Below are 23,123 nucleotides of genomic sequence, written 5' to 3' on the forward strand. Positions count from 1 at the left end.
TGGGTTTGAGTAACGCCCGCATGGTATTGCCCCATTCGCTCTCGCGTCTTGCGCGCGGGACTGCCTTGGCGTGCGTCCTTGCTTTACCTTTCATTTCTGTCGCAGCCCTGCCCTCACCCGCATCGGCACAGGACGCTCTCGCATCCAATTATGAGAGCGATCCGAATGCGCGCATGCTTCTGCAAGCAGACGAGCTCGTCTATGATCGCGACATCAATACCGTCACGGCTCAGGGCAAGGTGCGTATCGAGTATGACGGCAACCATCTCGTCGCCGACAAGGTAACCTATAACCAGCAGACGCGGCGCATGACCGCGACGGGTAATGTTGAGATCGTCGAACGCGACGGCAACAAGATCTACTCCGAACATATGGATGTCACCGACAGTTTCCGCGACGGCTTCGTAAACGGCCTTCGCGTCGAGACGACGGATAACACCCGCTTTGCCGCCGAAAGCGCTGAACGCAGTAACGGCGAAATCACGACGTTCAACAATGGCGTCTATACGGCCTGCGAACCCTGCGCGAAGAATCCGGACAAGCCTGTTCTCTGGCAGATCAAGGCGCGCAAGATCATCTGGAACAGCACGACGAAGACGGTTCGTTTTGAACATGGCCGCTTCGAGTTCTTTGGTATGCCACTTGCCTATTTCCCGGCATTCGAGATGGCAGACCCGACGGTGAAGCGCAAGAGCGGCTTCCTGTTTCCGGGTTTCTCCTACAAGGACGATCTCGGCTTCGGCATCAAGAACTCGTATTTCTGGGCACTTGCGCCGAATTACGACGTGACCCTTTCGTCGACCTATTACACGAAGCAGGGCTTCCTGACCGAAGCCGAATGGCGTCATCGCCTGGAAAATGGCACATACAATCTTCGTATTGCTGGCATTCACCAGAACAAGCCGGGCGAATTCGATGTAAACACCGTTGACCGCGAAGAAGACAATCGCGGCATGGTCGCATCGAAAGGCGATTTCAATCTTAATTCGCGCTGGCGTTTTGGTTGGGATGTGATGGCACAGACCGACCGGAATTTCAGCCGCACTTATTCTCTTGACGGCTACGGTGCCGAAACTCAGGTTTCCAAAATATACCTTACGGGTATTAATAACCGGAATTATTTCGACCTGAACTTCTACCGTTTCAATGTGCAGGAATCTCTCTTGTCGGATAATCCGAACGAGATGCATTCGAAGCAGCCGTGGGTTTTCCCAAGTCTGGATTATTCCTACACGATGCCTGAGCCGGTCTATGGCGGTGAGCTGAACTTCAATACCAATCTGCAGGTTCTTTATCGTCAGAATGCAAATTATACGCCTCTCGGCACGAGGTTCCCTCGCGTTCCAGGCTTCGACGGAACCAATGCACGTCTGACTACCGAAGCGGAATGGAAACGCACATTCATCACGCCTGCCGGTCTGGTCATCACGCCGTTGCTGGCACTGCGCGGTGACGCCATTGGCGCCAATACGAACTTCAATCTGGCAGATGCTGGCTATACGGATGCACTCGTGCGTTCGGAAGCGCTTCGCGCCATGGCAACCGCAGGGCTTGAACTGCGCTGGCCGATCCTGTTCTCGACCACCAGCTCAACCCATATCATCGAGCCGATTGCCCAGCTTTATGTTCGCAACAACGAACGCTATGCAGGCGAGTTGCCGAATGAAGATGCCCAGAGCTTTGTCTTCGACGCGACGAACCTGTTCTCGCGCGACAAGTTCTCCGGTTATGATCGTGTTGAAGGTGGCACCCGTGCCAATCTCGGCGTCCGCTATTCGGGCAACTTCAACAATAGCGATTGGGCGCTTTATGCTCTCGGCGGTCAGTCATTCCAGCTGGGTGGCGTAAACTCCTACGGCACAAGCGATTTCGTGAATGTCGGCGCAGATTCCGGCCTGCAAGATGCCCGCTCCGACTATGTTGCCATGATCGGCACGTCCAACTCGACAGGACTTGCTCTGGCTGCGCGCGGACGTTTCGACAAGGACAGTTTCGCAGTTCAGCGCGGCGAGCTTGAAGCCCAGCAGAGCTGGCAAAAGCTGACAGTTTCTGCACAATACGCCTATATCGCGCCGCAGCCGGCCTACGGATATAGTGATCTTCGTCAGGAAGTTACGGGTTCGGCAACAGCGCGTATCAATACGAACTGGCGCGTTTTCGGCTCAGGCACCTACGATATGGTATCTGAAACCTTGGTCCGCGCATCGTCAGGCCTCGCCTATGATGATGAGTGCTTCACGTATTCCATGGCTTATGTCCAAACCCGCAATCCGGGTGATGATAAAGCGTCCCATAGCGTTGGCTTCAACATTTCGCTGCGCACCCTCGGCGACATAGGCAGCGGTAATCAGACTTTCTAATCTTGATGGACCGGAAGCGTTGGAAATGCTTCCGGTCTTTCCATTTAATGCGACAAAGAAATTTGCTCATCAAAGCCTGATTTGGCATCCATTCTTCAGTATTCAGACGATACAAGCTTCCTAAAATAGCTTTTGGGTCATTGTTTCGCCGCACTAGCTCATCTATACAGGCAGCTTATGATCAGCCGCTGATATGATTGCTTGTTGGGCTGAATAGCGGCAATGACTATAATGGGATATGTCCGGTAAGGATTGTCGTTCGTCGACCGGAAGGAATCGGGAAAGAAAGATGATGATTGCAAGACCTCTCTTCGCCTCCATGCTGAGCGCCGCAGTTTGCCTGACGACGCTTGGAACCGTTGCGGTTCCGGCATTTGCTGCAGGTGCAGGGTCCGAGGTCAAAGTCATCGTTTCCGGCAATGCCATTACAAACAGCGACATTCAGCACCGCGTCGCGTTCCTGAAGCTGCAACGCAAGGGTGGCAATCTCAGTCAGGTCGCGAAAGAAGAACTGACCGATGAAATGTTGAAGCGCATCGAAATGAAATCGCGCAGCATCAACATTACCGACCAGCAGGTCGATGAGGCTTATGCCGGGTTTGCCAGCCGCAACAAGATGAGCCTGGCTCAGCTCAATCAGTTGATGAACCAGTCAGGTGTTACGCCCGACCATTTCAAGAAATACATCATGGTCCAGATGGGCTGGGGCCGCCTCGTCAGTGCCCGTTTCCGCGCGACCGGCATGGTCAGTGAACAGGAAGCCGTTCAACGCATGTTGAAGGATGGCGGTAAGAAGCCTGTGGCAACCGAATATCGCCTTCAGCAGGTCATTTTCGTGATCCCCGCTTCCAAACGCTCTCCTGCCCTGCTTTCCAAGCGCAAGCAGGAAGCCAATGCGCTTCGCTCGCGCTTCCAGAGCTGTGACGCGACCCGTCAGCAGGCCAAAGGCATTCTTGACGTGACCGTCCGCGATCTCGGCCGCATCATCGAACAGCAATTGCCGAACGAGTGGGCGAAAGCGGTCAAGGCAACATCCGTCGGTGGCACGACCCCGCCACAGGAAACCGAAAAGGGCGTGGAATTCCTGGCAGTCTGCTCGACCCGCCAGATATCGGATGACCGCGTTGCTCAGCTCGTCTTCTCCATGGAAGGTGCGGATTCCCCTGCTGGCCAGGAAAAGAAAGCCGAACAGCTCAGCGAGAAATATCTGAAGGAACTGCGCGAAAAGGCGACGATCGTTAATCGCTAAACCGACCGGACGGTTCATCCGTCCTCTATGGAATATGACGTGATGTCCGCCGCACCTGTTCCTCTCCTCGCTATCAGCATTGGCGACCCTTCTGGCATCGGCCCCGATGTTGTGCTTGCAGCCTGGCTTCGGCGCAGCGAACTTTCGCTGCCGCCTTTCGCCTTGCTGGCAGATCCGCTGCAACTGGCTGCCCGTGCACGACACCTTGGTCTTGATGTTGAGATAGAGGTTATTTCCACTATATCTGCCGCAAGCAGTGTCTTTTCTCGTGCGTTGCCGGTGCTTCCGCTCGAGAACAAGCTGACGGATAATGTCGGGAAGCCGTTGCCAGAAAACGCTGCAGGCATCATCGAAGCCATCGAGCGCGCGGTCGCGCTCACACTGAAAGGTGAGGCTTCGGCAGTCGTTACCTGCCCAATCTCGAAGAAGCCGCTTTATGAAGCCGGGTTTCAGCATCCCGGCCATACGGAATTTCTGGCGGAACTGGCAAGCAAACATCTTGGAAAGCCTGTTACGCCGGTCATGATGCTGGCCGGGCCACAGCTTCGCGCCGTTCCGGTCACCATACACATTCCGCTTTCCGAAGTACCCGTACGCTTGCGTACTGCCGATATCATCGAAGTATCGCGGATCACCGCCACCGAACTGCGCGAACGGTTCGGCATCGCATCACCCCGTCTGGCCATATCCGGACTCAACCCGCATGCGGGCGAAGGCGGAGCCATGGGCAAAGAGGATGATGTCGTCATCCTTCCCGCAATCGAGGCGTTGCGCCATGAGGGGATCAATGCGCGCGGCCCCCTGCCCGCTGATACGATGTTTCACGCGCCAGCCCGCGCAACCTATGATGCTGCGGTCTGCATGTATCACGATCAGGCTCTTATCCCTGCCAAAGCGCTGGCTTTCGACGAAACCGTGAATGTAACGCTCGGGCTTCCCTTCATTCGCACATCGCCAGACCATGGCACGGCTTTTGACATTGCGGGCAAAGGCATCGCCCGCCCGGACAGCCTTGTCGCGGCTATTCGCCTTGCGCAAGAACTGGCTGAGAATGCAGCCAACGGACATTAACGAGTACAAATGGCATGAGTATTGATGGCCTTCCCCCGCTTCGCGAGGTAATCGAACGGCACGATCTGATGCCGAAGAAATCGCTCGGCCAGAATTTCCTTTTCGATCTCAATCTGACATCGAAGATCGCCCGGCAGGCGGGCAATCTGCAGGACCAGCCCGTCATCGAGGTTGGTCCGGGTCCCGGCGGACTGACCCGCGCACTTCTTGCCCAAGGCGCTTATGTCACGGCAATCGAGCGCGATGAACGATGCCTTGATGCTCTTGCCGAAATTGAGGCCCATTATCCGGGTCGTCTGCGCATCATCTCAGGCGACGCTCTTGAGCAGGATTTTTCGGCATTATTTCCAGATGGGCCAAAGCCGCGCATCGTTGCCAATCTGCCTTACAATGTCGGCACGCAGCTTCTGCTCAACTGGCTGCTGGTCGAGCCATGGCCCCCTTTCTATTCGTCGATGACATTGATGTTCCAGCGGGAGGTCGCCGAGCGTATCGTCGCAACGCCTGACAGCGATCATTACGGACGTCTGGGTGTGCTTGCCGGGTGGAGAACTGTTTCGAAGATCAGCTTCGATGTGCCCCCGCAAGCATTTACACCACCGCCGAAAGTGATGTCGTCGGTCGTCCATATCATTCCGCGTGAAAACCCGCTGCCTTGCAATGCGAATGCGCTCGGGCAAATTACGCAGGCCGCCTTTGGACAGCGTCGCAAGATGTTACGCCAGAGCCTGAAACCGGTTGGCGGGGCCGAGCTTCTTGAGAAGACAGGCATCGACGGAACACGCCGTGCCGAAACGCTCAGTGTGGAAGAATTCGTCGCGCTGGCAAACGCCTATCGCCCGATCAAATAGTTAGAGCGGTTTACTCCTCTAATGACGGTCACTTTTCCCGGTGGCTGCCTTCGCCGCTTCAGGCGCAGCAGGCATGACTGGCAGCTTCATTTCATTGACGATCTGCCCCACGTGGTCGATCTCTTCACGGAAGCTGTTCAGGGACGAGCCAGTCAGTTTTTCACCAGCGTTGAGACGCGCCGTCAACGGATTGACATACTGATCGCCGACCTTGAGCTCATAATAGAGGTGTGGGCCTGTTGAATAACCTGTCGACCCGACATAGGCGATCACCTCACCCTGCTTGACGTGTTCGCCAACCTTCAGGTCTTTTCTGGCCGCTGAAAGATGCGCATAGGTCGTGCTGTAGCCACCCTGATGACGGATACGGACATATTTTCCATATCCCTTCTGATACGAGATAAGCTCCACCACACCGTCACCCGCCGCAACGATGGGCGAACCGATCGGCGCATCGTAATCCACGCCATTATGGTGTTTGCGAACATGCAGAACGGGATGTATGCGCCAGCCAAAACCATCATTGAGACGGCCATTCGGAAGAGGTTTCTGCATGAGATATTTCGTCATGGAGGAGCCGTCTTCATTAAAGTAATCCGCACCGCCATTGCCTTCATGACGATACAGGCGGCGGCTTTTCCCATCCGTTGTGAACTCGACAAAAACCAGTTCCGGTTCCGTCTCCGCACTTTTGCGGAAGAGCAGGTCGATCAAGTCCGGCCTTTTACCACCATTCAGCGAAATACCATTCTGTGAAGCCAGCCTCTCGACTTCACCGACGATTGCTTTCGGTGCGCCCGCCTGTGCCAGCCGGGACGGAATGGAGCCGCTACTGCTGACCTCATTTTGTGGGTGGTAGGCTGTCAGCATCGCATCGCGCGACAGTCGTGCAAAAAGGCGTTCATTGCCGGTAGCGCGAAAAACGCCATCGTCGGCACGTCCGTAGACAGCTTTATCGATATCGCCATGCTCGAAGCGCGCAAGCGCGATGTGCTGTTCGCCATCAGCGCCAGCGTCTTGCCCCGATTTATCGACCAGCAGTTCCAGACTGTCACCGGGCACCAGTTCGGTTCGAGCCAGAGCCTCCTCAAGCCGCTTGCTGTCCTCGATTGCTATGCCCGCTGCCTGCAACAACGCGCCCAATCGTTCGCGTGACTGCGGCGCGACAATAATTTCATGAACCTTGGCTTCTGTTCCTACGGCTGGTCTGGCGAGACTGACATTGACCGGAATACCCCGCTCCAGTGCTTCTTCGGCTGGTTCCGAACGAGATTTCAGCGAGGAAATTCCTCCGCGAAGTGCATCATCAATCACGGCGCGTTTCGAGCCTTTGACGTCAAGAACCACGTGCTGGTAGGTGTAAAGGCGCGCGTCGCCGTCCTCGACGCCTTCAGCTATGTCGATGCGTCTTGATACCCGACTTCCGGGGGCAATACTCCCTTCCGGCACCAGTCGTGCTTCTTTCGGTGCAGCGCGGTTCCTTCTCAGTGTAGTTGTATTGAACATGACCGGTTGTGCGGGCCGCCCATGCCGCACCAGCCGCCCTGTCGTAAACAAAAATCCGCCCCCGGCAATGACGGTAGCGGCTGCCAGTGCCAGACAGAACCGCAGATGTGTATGCAGGGAAAACCGGACCTGCCGGAATGGTCTCAGACTGTGGGAAGAAAGTGGCTCGCCCTTGAGGGCAGCTCCGAAGGACGCAAAATCTGGCTCCGCCGTCGCAGCAACTAGTCTTTCGTTTGCTGGCGCTGACCAGAAGACCATTTTAAATAATTCTCCGCCAAGGATTATCGGCGGAAGAGTGGCAAAGACAGCGGCCAAAATAAGGCTTCTGGCGGGATATCCACCAGAAGAGAATCACATTCAGCGAATTGTGAAGATCAGGCCTTCACCCGCCCCCGGCGATGTTCGACCAGCATCGACCATGTATAGAGCGCAAGACCGGCCCAGATCAGCGCGAAAGCACCGAGTTGAGCTGTCGAGAACGGCTCATGGAAGATGAAAATCGCAAAGAAAAACAACATCGTCGGCGTCATGTACTGCATGAGGCCAAGCGTCGTATAGCGCAGCAATTTGGCACCACCTGCATAAAGGATCAGCGGGATGGCAGTGAAAGGCCCGGCCAGAAGCAGCATTGTCACGTTAAACGCTGGGCCGGTCGAGAAATGGTCCTGACCGTTTGCGGCCAGCCATAGCACATAGCCCAGCGCCGGAATGCACAGGATGAGCACTTCAAGTGTGAAGCCCTGCAGCGGTGGCATTGGCAGTGACTTGCGGAAGAAACCATAGAGGCCGAAAGTCAGTGGCAGCGCCAGCGATACCCACGGCAAACCGCCTGCATTAACGGTCAGCAGTATCACAGCAGCGAAAGCCAGTCCCACGGCAACATATTGAACCCTGGTCAGCCTTTCGCCGAGGAAGAGACCGCCAAGGACGACATTGAACAGTGGATTGATGTAATAGCCGAGCGCTGCACCCATCACCTGATCATGAGCCACAGCCCACACATAGATCGACCAGTTGATGGTGATAAGCCCGGCTGTCAGAGCAGCCATGGCCAGCATACGCGGCTGGCGCACGGCGCTGAGAATGCCTTTGAACTGGCCCAGAGCCAGCAAAAGCAGCAGCGCGACCGGAACCGACCAGATCACGCGGTGCGATACGACTTCCATTGCCGGGATGTGGCCAAGCGCCTTGAGATAGAACGGTAGAGCGCCCCAGAGGCCGTAGGCTGCCAGAGCCATCAGAAAACCGCGCGACCCGTCAGAAAGGCGCGTATCGGTGATGGTCTGGTCGGACATGCCTCTCTCCTCGGCGAAACTGAAGATGTCGCAAACCGATTGCGGCAGGCGAAGCATCAAACTTCACCTGCTATGCGCCCAACAACCCATAAAATCCATTCAATTAAACTGATCGAAGCATCAATCGCCGTGAACAGATGGGTTTACTCAGCAGCAGCCAGTCCGGCCATCGCGCGGTTCTTCATCAGCTTGTAGTTGACCGAATCCATCAGTGCCTGAAAGGACGCGTCGATGATATTGTCCGACACGCCGACAGTGCGCCAGCGGGCACCGGTCGCATCTCCGGATTCTATCAGAACGCGCGTGATAGCCGCCGTACCGCCATTGAGGATACGCACCTTGAAGTCCACCAGTTCAAGATCCTCGATTTCGGCCTGAAAACGCCCGAGGTCCTTGCGCAATGCAATATCGAGCGCGTTGACCGGGCCATGTCCTTCGGCGACCGACATGCGAACCTCGCCATCGACCTCAACCTTGACCACGGCTTCGGAAACGGTCTTCAACATGCCGTTGGCATCGAAACGACGCTCGACGAGGCAGCGGAAGGATTCGACCTTGAAGAATTCCGGCTGTGGCGTCAGCATATTGCGCGCGAGCAGCTCGAAACTCGCATCCGCGCCTTCATAGGCATAGCCTTCGGCTTCGCGCTCCTTGACCACGGCAATCAACGTATCGAGACGCACATCGTCCTTCGCAACGCGAATGCCCCGGCGTTCCAGTTCGGCGATGAAATTGGACTTTCCACCCTGATCCGACACCATGACACGCCGGCTGTTGCCAACGGATTCCGGTGGCACATGCTCATAGGTCTGCGGTTCCTTGAGCAGCGCGGAAGCATGAATTCCGGCCTTGGTCGCAAATGCGGAAGTGCCGGTATAGGGTGCCTGCTCCGTCGGCGGACGATTCAGGATATCATCGAAGGCGCGCGAGATCCGCGTGATCCCCTTCAGCGCAGCTGGCTTGATCCCCAGTTCGAAACGCTCTGCCCAATAGGGTTTCAGCGCCAGTGTAGGGATCAGCGAAACGAGATTGGCATTGCCGCAACGCTCGCCTATTCCGTTGAGGGTCCCCTGCACATGGCGAACACCCGCATCGATAGCTGCAAGCGAGACGGCGACCGCCTGCTCGGTGTCGTTATGGGCGTGGATGCCAAGGCTCTCGCCTGGAACTACAGCCGCCACGGCGGCAACAATTTCGCCAATCTCCGACGGCTGCGTGCCGCCATTCGTATCGCAAAGCACAACCCAGCGCGCACCTGCTGAATAGGCAGCCTTGGCACAGGCAAGCGCATATTCGGGATTGGCCTTGTATCCGTCGAAGAAATGCTCGCAATCGACCAGCGCTTCCCGTCCTGCCATACGCGCAGCCGTGACGGAAGCGGTGATCGACTCCAGATTTTCCTCATTGGTACAGCCCAGCGCCAGGCGGACATGATAGTCCCAGCTCTTGGCAACGAAGCAAACAGCATCGGCAGAGGCCTGAAGCAGACTGGAAAGGCCGGGATCATTGGATGCCGAAACGCCTGCACGCTTCGTCATGCCAAAGGCCACGAACTTGGCGCGAGCGGTCTGGCGACGCTTGAAGAAAGCCGTATCAGTCGGGTTGGCTCCCGGATAACCGCCTTCCACATAATCGACGCCGAGCTCTTCCAGCAGCGCGACAATCGACTTCTTGTCCTCCACGGAAAAATCAATGCCGGGTGTCTGCTGCCCATCCCGCAAAGTGGTGTCGTAGATATAGATGCGTTCGCGTGCCATTATTCTGCTCCCCGCATTCGGGCTGGACAATAACCTCCCGTTTCAAGTTTTGTCCGTCCTCGCACGCTTCGCGGCTGCGGGCGGACGGTAAGTGTCTGCTGTCCATCCCGCAGGGTGGTGTCATAGATATAGATGCGCTCGCGTGCCATTGTGCCTGCCTGTCGGTGGGTATGCGGTCCGGTCAACCTTGCTGTTGCGGCCAGCTTTCAGTGTCGTAATCAGGATGCTGATAGGAAATCATCGTTCGTACAAATTCGATGCTCTCCGGATCGCGTTCTGTTGTGTAGCCGGGAAGATTTGCCAGTTCGGCCACATAGGGGAGCCGCTTCTCGACCCCCCATTGAACCGTCGGCTCGATTTCCTCCGGCGCATCGAAAGCACCGATGGCAAGCGCAATCCCGTCGGGCGCTTCGTAGGTAAGCGGCGTGCCGCATTCGGGACAAAAGCCCCGCTGCACATGATTGGACGAACGAAAGCGCTTCGGCTCGTTGCGCGTCCATTCCAGCTTCGCATCGCTCACCGAAACCAGCGGCGCATAGAAATTGCCAAACGCTTTCTGGCACATGCGGCAATGGCAGATCGATGCGGAGCCCATCGCGCCGTCGACGCGAAAGCGAACCGCACCGCACTGGCATCCGCCAGTATAGATCGGTTTGTTATCAAGCGTCATGTCATCCTCCCTGCTCCATAAGCTTGTTAGCCTACCACATCCCAGCTGGTTGTGCGTTCGCCCGTTGCCGGATCCTTGCCATCCTTGAGCTGAACGCCCTCCTGAAGCAGTTCGTCGCGAATGCGATCAGCCTCGGCCCAGTTCTTCTCATTGATGAAGCGCAGACGCTCCGCGATACGTGCTTCGATGGCTTGATGATCCACTTCCGCCTTTGCAAAGACAGGAATATCTTCAGCCATAACGAAATGCGGATCCAACAAGCCCAGCAGCGCCATGCCCTCGCCTAATCCGGTGATATCGCGTGCTTTGAAAGCTTTGCGCAATGCGGTGATCGCCGTCCAGCTGTTCAAATCGTCAGACAAGGCCTCAACGACTTCACCAACTGCGGTCAGCGTTTCCGGTACAGTGAACTTCCTGTCGCGCAGCAAGCCATACCAGCGATGCAGTTCGTCGGCGGATTCTGCCAGACGCTGCGCCGTCCAGTTGATCGGCTCACGATAATGCGTCTGTAGCATCGACAAGCGTGCCGCCAGACCGATCCAGCGATCACGCGCATCCACGTCATCCCATACGCCCAGTTGCGGCAGGCCTTCGTTCAGCACATCGCGAATGGTGATGAAATTGCCGAGCGATTTCGACATCTTCTGCCCTTCGACCTGCAAGAAGCCGTTATGCATCCAGATGTTTGCCATCCGCTCAGTGCCGAATGCGCAGCATGACTGCGCAATTTCGTTCTCGTGATGCGGGAAGACGAGATCGATACCGCCGCCATGAATGTCGAACTGGTTCTTCAGCGGATCATCGCACTTCAATCCGCCACCAAACGGCTCAAGCAGCTTGGCCATCGACATGGCCGAGCACTCGATGTGCCAGCCCGGCCGGCCCAGCACCGCAATCCCCGCAGGAGACGACCAGCCCGGCTCGCCCTCTTTCGACGGTTTCCACAAGACGAAATCCATTTCGTCCCGTTTGTAAGACGCGACGTCAACGCGGGCGCCAGCCAGCATCTCATCCAGCGAACGGCGGGCGAGCGCACCATAACGCGGCCCCTTCCGTTCATTCATGGCGGACGGCGAGAAGAGGACATGGTCCTCAGCCACATAGGCCACACCAAGCTTCACAAGACGATCGATCATCGCGCGCATCTCGTCCATATGCTCGGTTGCACGCGGCTGAACACTGGGCTGCAGATTGCCGAGTGCCGTCACGTCAGCCTGAAACTGCGCATTGGTGCTTTCCGTCACCCGACGAATGGCTTCATTGAAGGCAAGATCAGGGTAATCCCGCGCGGCACGGGCGTTAATCTTGTCATCAACGTCGGTAATGTTGCGCGCATAGGTGACATGTTCTGCGCCATAGACATGACGCAGCAGACGGAACAACACGTCGAAAACGATCACCGGACGGGCATTGCCTATATGCGCGAAGTCATAAACCGTCGGTCCGCAGACATACATGCGCACATTGTCAGCATCGAGAGGAGAAAACTCCTCCTTCATGCGGGTCAGCGTGTTGTACAGACGCAGTTGCGGCGCATAAGCCATTGTAAATATTCCCCAAATAGACCTGTGAAATCAATGCGCAACTGACCGCAGCCGACTGGCCGGGGCGTTATCATCCAATTTTTATGAAAGGGAGACGAAAACGGCCGGGCCAGCAAACTGCTAGCCAATAATAATCGCACAAATACAAATGATCGTGGTCGGCGTTTTCATGGCTGCACTTATCCTCAGCAGGAGTGCTTCCGTCAAGAACTTTCGCTAAGCGGCTGATAGTTTAGTGAGATCACCAAGCATGTTGTATTTTTGCAACCTGCATATCCCCCTTTCCCGCGTTAACCGGAAAACCGCAAAACCGGCTCCAAACAGCCTTCATTCGGTCTCAATCAATCACAAAATGGTGAGCAGGCATTATCGAAAGGAAGGACCAATGTCTAAGAGTGAACTGCAACCCCGCCAAGACCGACTGGTTGATAAATACCGCGAAATCGGGCCTGCCGTGCTTGTTGCAGCATTGCTGAACGCAACGCGGCGCAGCAGCGACGGTCGTAACGACAATCGCCGGCGTTCCATTCTCGCCGTCAAGAAGACAGGCTGAAGAAGGTGATGTCGTTCAGCGCCGAGCCGCGCAGGCTCGGCGATCAGAGTCGGTGGATGCGTAACAAATAGCGCCAGTTCAGCAAGACTGGCGGTCACGGTCAGAACATCGAAAGCTGCCCGCCATTTCCGTCATCGGATTCGGGCTTGTTCTTTCGCTTTGGCTTTGCATGCTCCGAAGGAACCTGTTCCTCTACACGCTCCTGCAAATCGGGCGTTGTGTTGGCCACCTTGTTGACCTTGTCCGACACCGGAATTGCTTCAAAGAAATCATCCTGAGCCGGACGCATGATATCCGCCACTTCGCGCGGCAGAAAACGTTTGCAGTCCAGCCAGCGGGCAAAATCTTCCGGCTGCACAACAACAGGCATCCGTTCATGGATCGGCCGCAACAGGCCGTTGGCACTCGTCGTCAATATGCCTCCGGTATCGATCTGCGATCCGTCCGCACTGCTCCATGTCTCGATCAAGCCGCCAAAAGCGACAATTCCGCCCTTGCGCGGGCGCACCCAGTAGGCTTGAGCCTTGTTCTTGCCCTCACGGCGCCATTCATAGAAACCCGATGCAGGGATCAGGGCGCGCCGATGGTTCAGCGCCGCGCGGAACGAATTCTTCTCTGCAGCCGTCTCGGAGCGGATGTTGAACATGAGCGGCCAGTCGTTCGGGTCTTTGACCCATGACGGGACAAAGCCCCATCGCACCAGCAAGCCGACGCGATCCGGCCTGTTGCTGCCCGGCGGTGGCGTTTCCCCGCCCAGAATAGTCAATATGGGTTGCGTTGGCGCGATGTTGTATCGTGGAGGAAAATCCTCTGCGATCAATGCGGCCGCGAAGGCTTCCAGCTCCTCCCGGCTTGCAGTCAATGAAAAACGTCCACACATGGTAGCCATGTTTAGCGTTTTTCTGCGCCGGTCAAGGGGTGCTTTTCCATTACCAACGGTGTAGCTCTAGCATGATGAAAACAGTTCCCGTAGTTCCGATACCTCTGAAGATTCATGGTGTTTCGCTGATCTGCAGACGCGAAGGGCGCTTCCTTCTGGTCGAGCGCGGGAAGGAGCCGTGGAAAGGCTGGCTTGCCTTTCCGGGAGGAAGTATCGAACCGGGCGAAACACCCGAACAAGCCGCGATCCGCGAGCTCAAGGAAGAAACGGCGCTCGATGCAAGGGCGCTATCGCACGTCATTACTGTAGATCTGGCGCTTGAGGGAAAGGCATATGACAAGAGCTATTATCTGTCTGTGTTCCGGGCCATCGAAGTTTCGGGGCAGGAAATTGCCGGAGACGACGCCGCATCCATTCACTGGCTGACGATAGAAGAAATGGCGTCCGCAAAGGTGACGGACAGTACCCTCGATGTCGCCCGCACGGTGGCGGAAAATGAAGACGAGCGCTTGGATATTAATCCTGTTTAGCGATCTGCCTTGAAGAGGCCCCGATTTATAGCAATAGCTCATTTTCAGGTGAGAGGTTTTCGATTGAAAAGCATTCCGTTTTTTCGACCGGCTATCTGCTTCTCGATCGCTTTGTGGGTCGGGGTGGCATCTCCGGCTTTGGCTCAGGACGCGCCCTATGAAGGGAAGATGTTGCGGCTCGCCGAAATTCTCGGCTCGCTTCACTATCTGCGCAATCTGTGTGGCGAAGCTGGTAGCGAATGGCGCGATCGGATGGATGCGATTGTGACGGCGGAAAAGCCTTCCGAAGCCGAACGGGTGCGGCTCATTTCGAGCTTCAACCACGGGTATCGCGTGTTCAGCGACAATTATACCCGTTGCACCCCTTCGGCGCTTGCGGCGATTGATCGCTACATGAAGGAAGGCGAGGACTTGTCGAACGAGATCATCTCGCGCTATGGAAATTAACCAATCATTCACTCTTGTGCGGATTGACAGGATTAGTTCGTTCAAATCCGTGATAATCTGTTAACACTGTCTTAAGAAGGCAGTCACGTTGCCAGATGGTTGAGCTCCCGCGAAACGGTGAGACACCGACAGTGCAACAGAAAGGCGAAAGCCAGGATGAAGTCTATGGAACATGCACCGGCCGATCTGGACGAAATGATTGCGCGCGAGAAGAAACTCGTCGCAATCGAATATCATAACGAGGCCTGGGCAGACGGTATCTCTGAAGGTATCGAACCGGAAATCCTTGCCGAAGCAGCCTTTACGACCGCGCTTACTGAACTGATCCGTGAAGCGGGCGACGATTGTGCGCTGGAGCTGATTGAGAAAATGCGCGAACAGATTGTAGCGGGAACCTTCCTGCCGCAGCGCATTCTTCAATAGCATCGATAGAGCGCCGGTCGCGGGACCAGACCGGCGTAGCAGTTCCCTCCCGGCGTCCCTCTTCTTGCGCCAAATGTCATTCCCGATCAGGAACTTCGCCTCGCCCCGAGCTTTATTGGCCGGGATAATCCTTGCCTGCGGCATTGCCTTGCCCGCAGCTGCGGCAAGCTCTTTTGACCTCGCGCTGGCGGACCAGTCGGACTTCCTGCAACGCCCCGGCGGCCGTGCGGTGACGGATGAAAGCGACAGCTCCTCCCCTATTCCCCTGCCTGGCGCGCTTCCTCGCGCAATACCAAGAGTGTCGCCCGGCCATGAGCCTGCCCCGGCGACATCCTCCAAGCCCATGCCGGAAATCCATCGCGATTTCGACAAGCTGCCTGAGCCTGTGAGGCTGACGCGGGAGCGTATGCTGGAAGCAGCCCGTTCCGGTGACATCGAGAAATTGCGACCGCTCCTCGGCGTTGAGGACAAGGTCACCCAGCTATCATTGGAAGATCACGAGGAAGATGTTATCGATTTCCTCAAATCGCTGTCGGGCGACGAAGCAGGCCGTGAAGTTCTGGCAATCATCGTCGATCTACTGGATACGGGCTATGTGCACCTGAATGCAGGCAAGGACGACGAGGTGTATGTCTGGCCTTATTTCTACGCCATGCCCCTCGACAGACTGACACCGCCGCAGATCGTGGAGCTTTTCGAAATCGTCACCGCCGGTGATTTCGAGGATATGAAGAAAGCAGGCGGCTATATCTTCTACAGTATCGGCATCGGGCCGGACGGTAGCTGGCGCTTTTTCACTGCGGGCGAATGATCAGACCGCAATGCGAATCCGGCTCGGCGGCTCCTTATAGATGCGCTGCCAGACCCGGCGAAACTGCCGTGCGGAAGCAAAGCCGGCCTGCGCCGCAACATTCTCGATGTCGAGTTCGGAATTCAAAAGCATCTCTCGCGCAAGGCTGATCTTGAGACGATTGACATAGTCGGTCACCGTCATTCCGGCATATTCATTGAAAAGACGCGAGAAGTTGCGCGGGCTTGCCCCACCGATATCCGCCAGTCGCTCCACCGACCAGTCCGCCGCCGGATCGTGCGCGATGGCATCCTGTGCGCGATGCACGACCGGGTTCATATGATTTCGCCCCTCAAGCCAGGGCGATAGCTGCGGGTCATTGCCGCTGCGCCGCAAATAAACGACCAGATAACGCGCAACCGCCAGCGCCGTGGCGTGATCGGTCAGTCCGGCAACAACGTGCAGCATCAGATCGATGCCTGCGGTGATGCCCGCGCTCGTCAGCCTTTCACCATCTTCAACGAACAGCCTGTTTTCATACACGCGCGCGGCAGGGGCCAGCCGTTCAAGTTCGCCAAGCGTCAAATGGTGCGTGGTGCAGGAATAGCCGTCGAGTAATCCCGCGCGTGCTGCGAGCAACGCACCGGAACAGATCGTCACCAGCCGCACACCGGGACGCACCGCCCGGCGAAGCCATAAAACGATTTCCTTTTCCAGAACGGTATCCGCGTTTCTGTCGAACTCCACATTTCCGAGCGGAATGTCAGCCGCGCCCGAAACAATGACCAGTGCGTCATGTGGCAGGGCCTCCGGCAAAGGTTCCACCCCCGCCACCGACAGGCCGATGGAACTGAGCGCGGTCGAGGCTGGCCCTACGTAGCGAACGTCGAAACGCACCTTATGCTGTTCAAGATTTGCCTTGCGCAAAACCTCAAGCGGCCCCGCCACGTCGAGCAGAAGCACACGCGGCGGGATTACGACATAAACCGGAACTACCCGGACAATGTCCTCTTGGTCACTCATGCTGCCTTCCGTTCTCCGGACGTGGCGAGCGCCTGTTCCACAGTTACGATACGAGCAAAGCGATTGACCAGAACAAGCTCCGTGCGAGCCTTGATGTCCGCAGCGCTCCACTCATGGCCGCTTGCGTCAGTCATGGGAAAGGTCAATGTCGCTTCACTGACGAAATCGACGTGATATCCAAAATCCGATGCCTGCCGTGTTGTCGTCTCGCAGCATTGCTCTGTGCGGATACCCGAAACCAGCACACGGCGGATACCATTGGCAACCAGCCACACATCAAGCCCGCTTCCAACCAGCGCGCTGTGGCGGCGCTTGCGGAAAACCGCGTCGGGTTCAATCGACAGCGGCGAAATCGCCTTCACCAGACCCGATGCTTCCGAGAATGGGCCTTCATTCTCGACATGGAAAATCTGCACCACCGGAATACCGGCACGCTTGGCGCCATCGATCAGTGCCTGCTGGCGTTCAATATAGGCGCTAACCTCTTCGTCCCGGTAGTAAGGCCGGTGGCGGAATGACTCCTGAGCGTCGATAACCAGCAAAGCTGTATCTTGAGCGGACATTTTTGTTCTCCCTATAAAAAGACTATAGGGAGAGAATACGCCTTGCAACTTGGATCAAAAGCCACCTGACGGACAAAGAGCGGACAGATCACGCCAACACGTTACCAGCTCCTTACCTTAAAGAATATCCCCAAGAGGAGGTGCATACTTTGCTGGCGTAAACTCCACAACGTCATAAGTTGCCAGTCCGTGTTGCCTGAAAGGGTCAAGCCTCAGTATCGCGTCCAGCTCACTCTTGCTGACCTTACCGCTTGCAAGGATCACGCCGCCGTTTCGTGGGTTTTTCGGCCCGGAAGCCAGGAAAACGCCATCCGCATATTGCCGGTCCAGAAACTCCCGATGCGCTTCGAGATGCCTCCCGATCTCCTCAAGAGGCTTGATGTAGGTCAGGTTGACAACGAACATGAGACGACCTTCAGCGATGCGGCAATGCCTCGAGGAATTCCACCGGCTCGCCCTTGTTGGCGTTGACGATCTCCGCTTCCCACATCACCTTGATGCCGCGCACAAAAGTGCCAATCGGCCATCCGGTAACAGTTTTGCCATGATAGGGTGTCCAGCCGGCTTTCGAACCGGCCTGCTCATGCGTGATCGTTTCGCGGCGCTTCATGTCCACGATGGTCAGGTCGGCATCGTAGCCGACTGCAATACGACCCTTGCGCGCCATGCCAAAAATACGGTTCGGGCCGTGGCTGGAAAGATCGACGAAGCGCTCCAGCGTGAGCCTGCCCGCATTGATGTGATCAAGCATGATGGGCACCAGCGTCTGCACGCCTGTCATGCCAGACGGGGAAGCCGGATAAGGCTTCTGCTTTTCTTCCAGCGTATGCGGAGCGTGGTCAGAACCGAGTACATCGACAATACCCTGATCTATACCCTTCCATACGCCATCGCGGTGACGCTTGTCACGGACAGGCGGGTTCATCTGGATGAGATTGCCGAGTGTCTTGTAGTCGTCTGCCGACAAGGTGAGATGATGCGGCGTTGCTTCGCACGTCGCGACATCCTTGTGATCTTTCAGGAAGTCGATTTCTTCGGCTGTGGAGATATGCAGTACGTGAATGCGGGCGCCAGTATCGCGAGCGATGCGCACAAGCCGTTCCGTGCATTGAAGTGCTGCAACTTCATCGCGCCAGACCGGATGGCTCGACGGGTCACCCTGCACGCGCAGGCCTTCGCGTTCTTTCAACCGGAACTCGTCTTCAGAGTGGAAGGCCGCGCGACGGCGCGTATTCTTCAGGATCGAACGAACGCCATCATCGTCTTCAACAAGCAGATCGCCGGTGGACGATCCCATGAAAACCTTGATCCCGGCAGCGCCCGGCAAGCGCTCCAGTTCAGCAACGTCGTTTGCATTGTCGCGCGTACCACCGACCCAGAAAGCGAAATCGCAATGCATGCGATGGCGGCCACGACGAATCTTGTCTTCCAGCGTCTCGGCGGAAGTGGTGAGCGGCTTGGTGTTCGGCATCTCGAACACGGAGGTCACCCCACCCAGCACGGCTGCGAGTGAACCGGTTTCGAGATCTTCCTTGTGTTCAAGGCCAGGTTCGCGGAAATGGACCTGGCTATCCACCACGCCGGGCAGAATATGCAGGCCGGTGCAGTCGATCACCTCACCTGCGGTATGTGTGGAAAGAGAGCCTATGGCAGCGATGCGACCATTGCGAATACCGACGTCGCGTTGGCCTATACCGTCGTGATTGACGATGGTTGCACCCTTCAAAATCGTATCGAATGTTTCGGCCATAGTTGTCTCCTGCCAGATTGATAGGACTTGCGAGCCTTTCCATTGGGGCTTACGTAACGAAGGCGCGAAAGGCAAGGACGAAGCGATGACGACGGCAGTTGAAGTGGTAAATCTTTCAAACAGGGCTTTGGTTCATATCACTGGCGAAGAGGCGGAAAAATTTCTGCAGGCTGTGATTACCACCGACCTCGACAAGCTTGGACCGGACAACCTGAAACCGGGAGCATTGCTCGCTCCGCAAGGGAAAATCCTGTTCGATTTTCTCGTTTCACGCATTGATGGCGGCTTGCGTTTCGATCTCCCGGCAAGCATTGCCGCCGATTTCATCAAGCGTATCACCCTCTACAGGCTGCGTGCAAAAGCCGAAATAACGCAACTACCAGAATCGCTTGTCAGTGTTTCCTGGCAAACTGAATCACATCCTTCACAGAATGATTCAATCAAGCGGGACAGCCGCTTTCCGACCGAGCTGAACGTACACCGGATTTACGGTCCGGCCGATGGCACGACCGATGAAAGCGCATGGACAAAGCTGCGCGCAGAGTATGGCATAGCGGAAGGCGAAACGGATTTCGCTTATAATGACGTCTTCCCGCATGACGTCAATTTCGACCAGACCGGCGGCGTTTCCTTCCCGAAAGGCTGTTTCATCGGGCAGGAAGTCGTGTCGCGCATGCAGCATCGCGGTACGGCTCGGCGGCGCGTTCTGGTGGCGCACTCCGATGGAAATCTACCTCCGATGGGTACGTCCATTACCGTTGATGGGCGCGAGATCGGCACGACAGGAAGCTCCGCTGACACTATCGGCATCGCGCTTGTGCGCATCGATCGCGCCAAGGATGCGATAGATGCGGGCAGTCCGATTCTGGCTGGCGAAACGCCCATAACACTCACCTTGCCGCCTCATGTGCGGTTCGCGTTTCCGGAAGCTGAAGCGGGTAACGCCTGATGGCAAGCGCCGACCGATCTTCCGGCAAGACACGTGCCTGGCAGCGCATGTTGTCGGGACGCCGTCTCGACCTGCTTGACCCCTCGCCGCTCGATATTGAAATCGAAGATATTGCTCACGGCCTTGCCCGTGTTGCGCGCTGGAACGGTCAGACTGTTGGTGAACATGCATTTTCGGTTGCACAGCACTCGCTGCTCGTGGATCAGATATTCAACCGGCTGGTGCCCGATGCCAGCGTTGAATGGCAGCTATTGTCACTCCTGCACGACGCACCGGAATATGTGATCGGTGACATGATCTCGCCCTTCAAGGCGGTGATGGGTGGTAATTACAAGATAATTGAAACGCGACTGGAAAACGCAATTCACCTGCGCTTCTCGCTACCGATTACCGTGCCCGTCCAACTCAAGACGCTGATCAAGCGCGCGGATCAGGTTGCCGCTTTCTTTGAAGCCACACGACTTGCCGGTTTCACCGAGACCGAGGCCGTTAAATATTTCGGGCGCCCGCGTGGCTTCGACCCCGCAGGGCTGGATATCGCACCGCGCCCCACACAAGACGTGCAGACGGATTTCCTGGCGCGATTTGCGGCATTGGACAAGGCGCGACACCCTCGATGAGCCGGATCGTCGTGACGCCCTTGTCGCAACTGGCAACACAACTCGCATCGCACCAGCCAAGCCATGTCGTGACGCTTGGAAGCGAGGCTCCGGTGGCTCTGCCTGATGGATACGATGCCAATCGCCTGTCACTGACGTTCAACGATATTATTGAGCCACGCGAGGGGCTGATTGCCCCCGATGAAAGCCATGTGCGGGGACTTCTGAACTTCGCGAAGAGCTGGCCCATGGACGCGCCTTTGCTCATCCATTGTTATGCTGGCATTTCTCGTTCTACGGCCGCGGCTTATATCATCGCTTCCGCATTGAACCCGACGCTGGACGAAAGCGAGCTCGCCGCGCTTGTTCGCAGCCTGTCACCATCTGCGACGCCGAATATCCGGCTCATATCACTCGCAGACCAAATTTTGGAGCGACAAGGGCGAATGGTTGCGTCCATACGCGCAATCGGACGCGGAGCGGATGCCTTCGAAGGTGAGGTTTTCAGCCTGCCTGTGAGAACAGGATCAAATGCATCTAAGGGCTGATTGCCCGCCCGAGAGCATTCAAAAACCCACCCCGCGCATCAGGCGGTGTTACAGCACGCGGCTCCCAAACATGCCGCATCAGAAAATAGCCTGTCATCGTGAACGCATGATCGATGTCGTCATAGGACGACGCGCGAACAGCCGTGTTGTTGACGAAGCCGGGTAGCAGCAGAAGTTTGTCAGCCCATGGCGCACCCGCATCACGGCAGACCGCGCGCCCGGATTTCGGCGACACATAGATCAGGTCTTCCTTGACGCCTGTTGCCGCGCATTTCTTGAGATCAAGGCCGAAGCCCAGCTCTTCAAGCATCATCACTTCAAAACGCAGCACCAGTTCGCCGGAGGCCAGCGGATCGTCAAAATGTTCGATGATGAGCCGCAATGTCTCATAGAGGCCGCGATGCGGATCGCGTTCCGGCAGGAGACGCAAATGGGAAGCCGCCAGTTGGATACCGTATAACGCCACCGGCGTTTCGATGAGGCGGGCGGCGGCAAATTCCAGCGGTTCGATGGTAAAACTGCCCATATGCTCGTCCAGCCGCGCCCACCATGTCACGTCCACATGATTGCCCGGCTGTAGCAAAGGCTGCATGCGGCGGGAACGCCCGCCGCGCACCATACCCATATGGCGGCCATGCTCACGGGTCATCACTTCCACGATGGCGCTTGTCTCGCCATGGCGTCTTGTCCCGAGAATTATGCCTTCATCGCGCCATTCCATGGCCGCCAGTCTTATAATTTAGGTTGGAAAATCAAGACCCATTTCACGATAGCGTTCCGGGTCGTTGCCCCAGTTCTCACGCACTTTCACGAAAAGGAAGAGATGAACCGTCTGTTCCAGTATCTCGGAGATTTCCTTACGCGCGGATTGCCCGATTGCCTTGATCGTCTCGCCCTTGTGGCCAAGTACGATCTTCTTCTGGCTTTCGCGCTCGACATAGATCACCTGCTCGATGCGGACTGATCCATCCTTGCGCTCTTCCCAGCGTTCGGTTTCCACCGTCGACGAGTAAGGCAGTTCTTCATGCAGGCGCAGATAGAGCTTTTCGCGTGTGATTTCGGCTGCAAGCTGCCGCATCGGCATGTCGGAAATCTGATCTTCCGGATAATACCAAGGACCGTTCGGCACGTTCTCTGCGAGATATTTCGCAAGATCCTTGCAGCCCGATCCGTTCAGCGCCGAGATCATGAAGGTCTGGTCGAACGCGACCAGCTCGTTGGCCTTGCGGGCAAGCTCCAACAAAACCGGCGGATCGACACGATCAACCTTGTTGAGCACCAGAACCTTCTTCCGGCGCACATCCTTCATGCTCGAAAGCAGCGCTTCGGCGTTCTCGTTCAAACCGCCTTGCGAATCGAGAAGAACGAGAATGATGTCGGCATCCTTCGCACCGCCCCAGGCCGTGGTGACCATGGCACGGTCGAGCCTGCGCTTCGGCCGGAAAATACCAGGTGTGTCCACCAGGACGATCTGCGCCTGATCTTCGATGAATATGCCGCGCACAAGAGCGCGTGTCGTCTGCACCTTGTGCGTGACGATAGAAACCTTCGTTCCCACAAGCTGGTTGACCAGCGTGGATTTCCCCGCATTCGGCGCCCCGATCAACGCCACGAAGCCGGACCGGGTCTGGCCTGCCTCGTTTTCGCCGTCAGCCGGCGTCGTCCGATTGTTCATTTTTTATCCTTCCAGACGATATTTCCTTGCAGAACGCCGCCGTCCCCTGCGTACGGCATTCCGGATACGACAAAACCGCCGACGAAAGCG

General features: G+C 56.6%; 24 protein-coding genes. 12 read left to right on the forward strand and 12 right to left on the reverse strand.

The features are described from left to right. Window positions 1–20: 20 nt before the first annotated feature. The 4 genes from OANT_RS13505 to rsmA all read left to right on the forward strand — a co-directional run bounded on the left by OANT_RS13505 (window position 21) and on the right by rsmA (window position 5,531). Entirely contained in the window at window positions 21–2,360 is a 2,340-nt protein-coding gene (locus OANT_RS13505; RefSeq protein WP_041545219.1) for an LPS-assembly protein LptD, read from the forward strand. Window positions 2,361–2,649: 289 nt separating this feature from the next. Next, entirely contained in the window at window positions 2,650–3,609 is a 960-nt protein-coding gene (locus OANT_RS13510; protein WP_010661664.1) for a peptidylprolyl isomerase, read from the forward strand. 42 nt (window positions 3,610–3,651) lie between these two features. After that, a complete protein-coding gene (gene pdxA, locus OANT_RS13515) occupies window positions 3,652–4,680 on the forward strand; it encodes a 4-hydroxythreonine-4-phosphate dehydrogenase PdxA (protein ID WP_041545222.1) in 1,029 nt (342 codons plus the stop codon). A 14-nt stretch (window positions 4,681–4,694) separates the two neighbouring features. Continuing rightward, a complete protein-coding gene (gene rsmA, locus OANT_RS13520) occupies window positions 4,695–5,531 on the forward strand; it encodes a 16S rRNA (adenine(1518)-N(6)/adenine(1519)-N(6))-dimethyltransferase RsmA (protein ID WP_012092394.1) in 837 nt (278 codons plus the stop codon). 18 nt (window positions 5,532–5,549) lie between these two features. On the opposite strand, the gene OANT_RS13525 is transcribed toward rsmA, so the two are convergent. The 5 genes from OANT_RS13525 to cysS form a co-directional block, all read right to left on the reverse strand. Continuing rightward, window positions 5,550–7,295: a M23 family metallopeptidase gene (locus OANT_RS13525; RefSeq protein WP_012092395.1), complete on the reverse strand. Its 1,746-nt coding sequence runs from the start codon at window positions 7,293–7,295 to the stop codon at window positions 5,550–5,552. Between the two features lie 116 nt (window positions 7,296–7,411). Then, on the reverse strand, window positions 7,412–8,332 hold the full coding sequence (rarD, locus tag OANT_RS13530; protein WP_029925235.1) for an EamA family transporter RarD: 921 nt from the start codon (window positions 8,330–8,332) through the stop codon (window positions 7,412–7,414). Between the two features lie 143 nt (window positions 8,333–8,475). Next, complete coding sequence (cimA, locus tag OANT_RS13535) at window positions 8,476–10,089, reverse strand: citramalate synthase (protein WP_012092397.1); 1,614 nt, start codon at window positions 10,087–10,089, stop codon at window positions 8,476–8,478. A gap of 181 nt (window positions 10,090–10,270) precedes the next feature. Continuing rightward, a complete protein-coding gene (locus tag OANT_RS13540) occupies window positions 10,271–10,759 on the reverse strand; it encodes a GFA family protein (RefSeq protein WP_012092398.1) in 489 nt (162 codons plus the stop codon). Between the two features lie 26 nt (window positions 10,760–10,785). Further along, a complete protein-coding gene (gene cysS / locus OANT_RS13545; protein ID WP_012092399.1) occupies window positions 10,786–12,303 on the reverse strand; it encodes a cysteine--tRNA ligase in 1,518 nt (505 codons plus the stop codon). A gap of 385 nt (window positions 12,304–12,688) precedes the next feature. Between cysS and OANT_RS13550 the strand changes: the two genes are divergently transcribed. Next, window positions 12,689–12,856 (forward strand): hypothetical protein, encoded by a 168-nt coding sequence (locus OANT_RS13550; protein WP_010661656.1) that lies wholly within the window; start codon window positions 12,689–12,691, stop codon window positions 12,854–12,856. A 100-nt stretch (window positions 12,857–12,956) separates the two neighbouring features. Here the strand turns inward: OANT_RS13550 and OANT_RS13555 are convergent, their stop codons facing one another. After that, window positions 12,957–13,736 carry an SOS response-associated peptidase gene (locus OANT_RS13555; protein WP_010661655.1) on the reverse strand — a complete coding sequence of 260 codons (780 nt, stop codon included), beginning with the start codon at window positions 13,734–13,736 and terminating at the stop codon, window positions 12,957–12,959. Between the two features lie 74 nt (window positions 13,737–13,810). Here OANT_RS13555 and OANT_RS13560 point away from each other — a divergent pair, with 74 nt between their 5' ends. The 4 genes from OANT_RS13560 (at window position 13,811) to OANT_RS13575 (ending at window position 15,947) form a co-directional block, all read left to right on the forward strand. Further along, a complete protein-coding gene (locus OANT_RS13560; protein WP_029376312.1) occupies window positions 13,811–14,266 on the forward strand; it encodes an NUDIX hydrolase in 456 nt (151 codons plus the stop codon). Window positions 14,267–14,338: 72 nt separating this feature from the next. After that, the gene (locus OANT_RS13565) at window positions 14,339–14,713 is read left to right on the forward strand and encodes a TIGR02301 family protein (RefSeq protein WP_373366457.1); all 375 of its coding nucleotides are present in this window, start codon (window positions 14,339–14,341) and stop codon (window positions 14,711–14,713) included. Between the two features lie 156 nt (window positions 14,714–14,869). Next, window positions 14,870–15,136 carry a hypothetical protein gene (locus OANT_RS13570; RefSeq protein WP_010661652.1) on the forward strand — a complete coding sequence of 89 codons (267 nt, stop codon included), beginning with the start codon at window positions 14,870–14,872 and terminating at the stop codon, window positions 15,134–15,136. A 73-nt stretch (window positions 15,137–15,209) separates the two neighbouring features. Then, a complete protein-coding gene (locus tag OANT_RS13575; RefSeq protein ID WP_012092404.1) occupies window positions 15,210–15,947 on the forward strand; it encodes a hypothetical protein in 738 nt (245 codons plus the stop codon). Here OANT_RS13575 and OANT_RS13580 read toward each other — a convergent pair whose 3' ends face one another. The 4 genes from OANT_RS13580 to OANT_RS13595 all read right to left on the reverse strand — a co-directional run bounded on the left by OANT_RS13580 (window position 15,948) and on the right by OANT_RS13595 (window position 19,262). Next, window positions 15,948–16,949, reverse strand: a complete 1,002-nt coding sequence (locus OANT_RS13580; RefSeq protein WP_012092405.1) for a GlxA family transcriptional regulator — start codon at window positions 16,947–16,949, stop codon at window positions 15,948–15,950. It abuts the gene before it with no gap. Continuing rightward, complete coding sequence (locus OANT_RS13585) at window positions 16,946–17,512, reverse strand: isochorismatase family protein (protein ID WP_012092406.1); 567 nt, start codon at window positions 17,510–17,512, stop codon at window positions 16,946–16,948. The genes OANT_RS13580 and OANT_RS13585 overlap by 4 nt, the downstream gene beginning before the upstream one ends. 117 nt (window positions 17,513–17,629) lie before the next feature. Continuing rightward, a complete protein-coding gene (locus tag OANT_RS13590) occupies window positions 17,630–17,917 on the reverse strand; it encodes a YciI family protein (RefSeq protein WP_012092407.1) in 288 nt (95 codons plus the stop codon). 10 nt (window positions 17,918–17,927) lie between these two features. Then, window positions 17,928–19,262 (reverse strand): dihydroorotase, encoded by a 1,335-nt coding sequence (locus OANT_RS13595; protein WP_012092408.1) that lies wholly within the window; start codon window positions 19,260–19,262, stop codon window positions 17,928–17,930. Window positions 19,263–19,347: 85 nt separating this feature from the next. Between OANT_RS13595 and ygfZ the strand changes: the two genes are divergently transcribed. Genes ygfZ through OANT_RS13610 form a run of 3 tightly spaced genes read left to right on the forward strand, consistent with a single transcriptional unit; the run spans window position 19,348 to window position 21,358 of the window. After that, entirely contained in the window at window positions 19,348–20,211 is an 864-nt protein-coding gene (gene ygfZ, locus OANT_RS13600; RefSeq protein WP_012092409.1) for a CAF17-like 4Fe-4S cluster assembly/insertion protein YgfZ, read from the forward strand. Continuing rightward, window positions 20,211–20,831: a YfbR-like 5'-deoxynucleotidase gene (locus OANT_RS13605; RefSeq protein ID WP_012092410.1), complete on the forward strand. Its 621-nt coding sequence runs from the start codon at window positions 20,211–20,213 to the stop codon at window positions 20,829–20,831. Before ygfZ ends, OANT_RS13605 begins: the two co-directional genes overlap by 1 nt. After that, window positions 20,828–21,358, forward strand: coding sequence for a tyrosine phosphatase family protein (locus tag OANT_RS13610; RefSeq protein WP_012092411.1), 531 nt, complete (start codon window positions 20,828–20,830; stop codon window positions 21,356–21,358). The genes OANT_RS13605 and OANT_RS13610 overlap by 4 nt, the downstream gene beginning before the upstream one ends. Here OANT_RS13610 and recO read toward each other — a convergent pair. Continuing rightward, window positions 21,348–22,079 (reverse strand): DNA repair protein RecO, encoded by a 732-nt coding sequence (gene recO, locus OANT_RS13615; RefSeq protein WP_012092412.1) that lies wholly within the window; start codon window positions 22,077–22,079, stop codon window positions 21,348–21,350. The genes OANT_RS13610 and recO overlap by 11 nt on opposite strands. 18 nt (window positions 22,080–22,097) lie before the next feature. After that, entirely contained in the window at window positions 22,098–23,033 is a 936-nt protein-coding gene (gene era, locus OANT_RS13620; protein WP_012092413.1) for a GTPase Era, read from the reverse strand. Window positions 23,034–23,123: the final 90 nt, after the last annotated feature.

Origin of the sequence: Brucella anthropi ATCC 49188, assembly GCF_000017405.1 — a bacterium.
Classification (GTDB): Bacteria; Pseudomonadota; Alphaproteobacteria; order Rhizobiales; family Rhizobiaceae; genus Brucella; species Brucella anthropi.

Excerpts from the sequence above, each read along its gene's own strand:
- OANT_RS13505 (WP_041545219.1), top strand. The coding sequence starts at position 21 with ATGGTATTGCCCCATTCGCTCTCGCGTCTTGCGCGCGGGACTGCCTTG.
- OANT_RS13510 (WP_010661664.1), top strand. The coding sequence starts at position 2,650 with ATGATGATTGCAAGACCTCTCTTCGCCTCCATGCTGAGCGCCGCAGTT.
- pdxA (WP_041545222.1), top strand. The coding sequence starts at position 3,652 with ATGTCCGCCGCACCTGTTCCTCTCCTCGCTATCAGCATTGGCGACCCT.
- rsmA (WP_012092394.1), top strand. The coding sequence starts at position 4,695 with ATGAGTATTGATGGCCTTCCCCCGCTTCGCGAGGTAATCGAACGGCAC.
- OANT_RS13525 (WP_012092395.1), bottom strand. The coding sequence starts at position 7,295 with ATGGTCTTCTGGTCAGCGCCAGCAAACGAAAGACTAGTTGCTGCGACG.
- rarD (WP_029925235.1), bottom strand. The coding sequence starts at position 8,332 with ATGTCCGACCAGACCATCACCGATACGCGCCTTTCTGACGGGTCGCGC.
- cimA (WP_012092397.1), bottom strand. The coding sequence starts at position 10,089 with ATGGCACGCGAACGCATCTATATCTACGACACCACTTTGCGGGATGGG.
- OANT_RS13540 (WP_012092398.1), bottom strand. The coding sequence starts at position 10,759 with ATGACGCTTGATAACAAACCGATCTATACTGGCGGATGCCAGTGCGGT.
- cysS (WP_012092399.1), bottom strand. The coding sequence starts at position 12,303 with ATGGCTTATGCGCCGCAACTGCGTCTGTACAACACGCTGACCCGCATG.
- OANT_RS13550 (WP_010661656.1), top strand. The coding sequence starts at position 12,689 with ATGTCTAAGAGTGAACTGCAACCCCGCCAAGACCGACTGGTTGATAAA.
- OANT_RS13555 (WP_010661655.1), bottom strand. The coding sequence starts at position 13,736 with ATGTGTGGACGTTTTTCATTGACTGCAAGCCGGGAGGAGCTGGAAGCC.
- OANT_RS13560 (WP_029376312.1), top strand. The coding sequence starts at position 13,811 with ATGAAAACAGTTCCCGTAGTTCCGATACCTCTGAAGATTCATGGTGTT.
- OANT_RS13570 (WP_010661652.1), top strand. The coding sequence starts at position 14,870 with ATGAAGTCTATGGAACATGCACCGGCCGATCTGGACGAAATGATTGCG.
- OANT_RS13575 (WP_012092404.1), top strand. The coding sequence starts at position 15,210 with ATGTCATTCCCGATCAGGAACTTCGCCTCGCCCCGAGCTTTATTGGCC.
- OANT_RS13580 (WP_012092405.1), bottom strand. The coding sequence starts at position 16,949 with ATGAGTGACCAAGAGGACATTGTCCGGGTAGTTCCGGTTTATGTCGTA.
- OANT_RS13585 (WP_012092406.1), bottom strand. The coding sequence starts at position 17,512 with ATGTCCGCTCAAGATACAGCTTTGCTGGTTATCGACGCTCAGGAGTCA.
- OANT_RS13590 (WP_012092407.1), bottom strand. The coding sequence starts at position 17,917 with ATGTTCGTTGTCAACCTGACCTACATCAAGCCTCTTGAGGAGATCGGG.
- OANT_RS13595 (WP_012092408.1), bottom strand. The coding sequence starts at position 19,262 with ATGGCCGAAACATTCGATACGATTTTGAAGGGTGCAACCATCGTCAAT.
- ygfZ (WP_012092409.1), top strand. The coding sequence starts at position 19,348 with ATGACGACGGCAGTTGAAGTGGTAAATCTTTCAAACAGGGCTTTGGTT.
- OANT_RS13605 (WP_012092410.1), top strand. The coding sequence starts at position 20,211 with ATGGCAAGCGCCGACCGATCTTCCGGCAAGACACGTGCCTGGCAGCGC.
- OANT_RS13610 (WP_012092411.1), top strand. The coding sequence starts at position 20,828 with ATGAGCCGGATCGTCGTGACGCCCTTGTCGCAACTGGCAACACAACTC.
- recO (WP_012092412.1), bottom strand. The coding sequence starts at position 22,079 with ATGGAATGGCGCGATGAAGGCATAATTCTCGGGACAAGACGCCATGGC.
- era (WP_012092413.1), bottom strand. The coding sequence starts at position 23,033 with ATGAACAATCGGACGACGCCGGCTGACGGCGAAAACGAGGCAGGCCAG.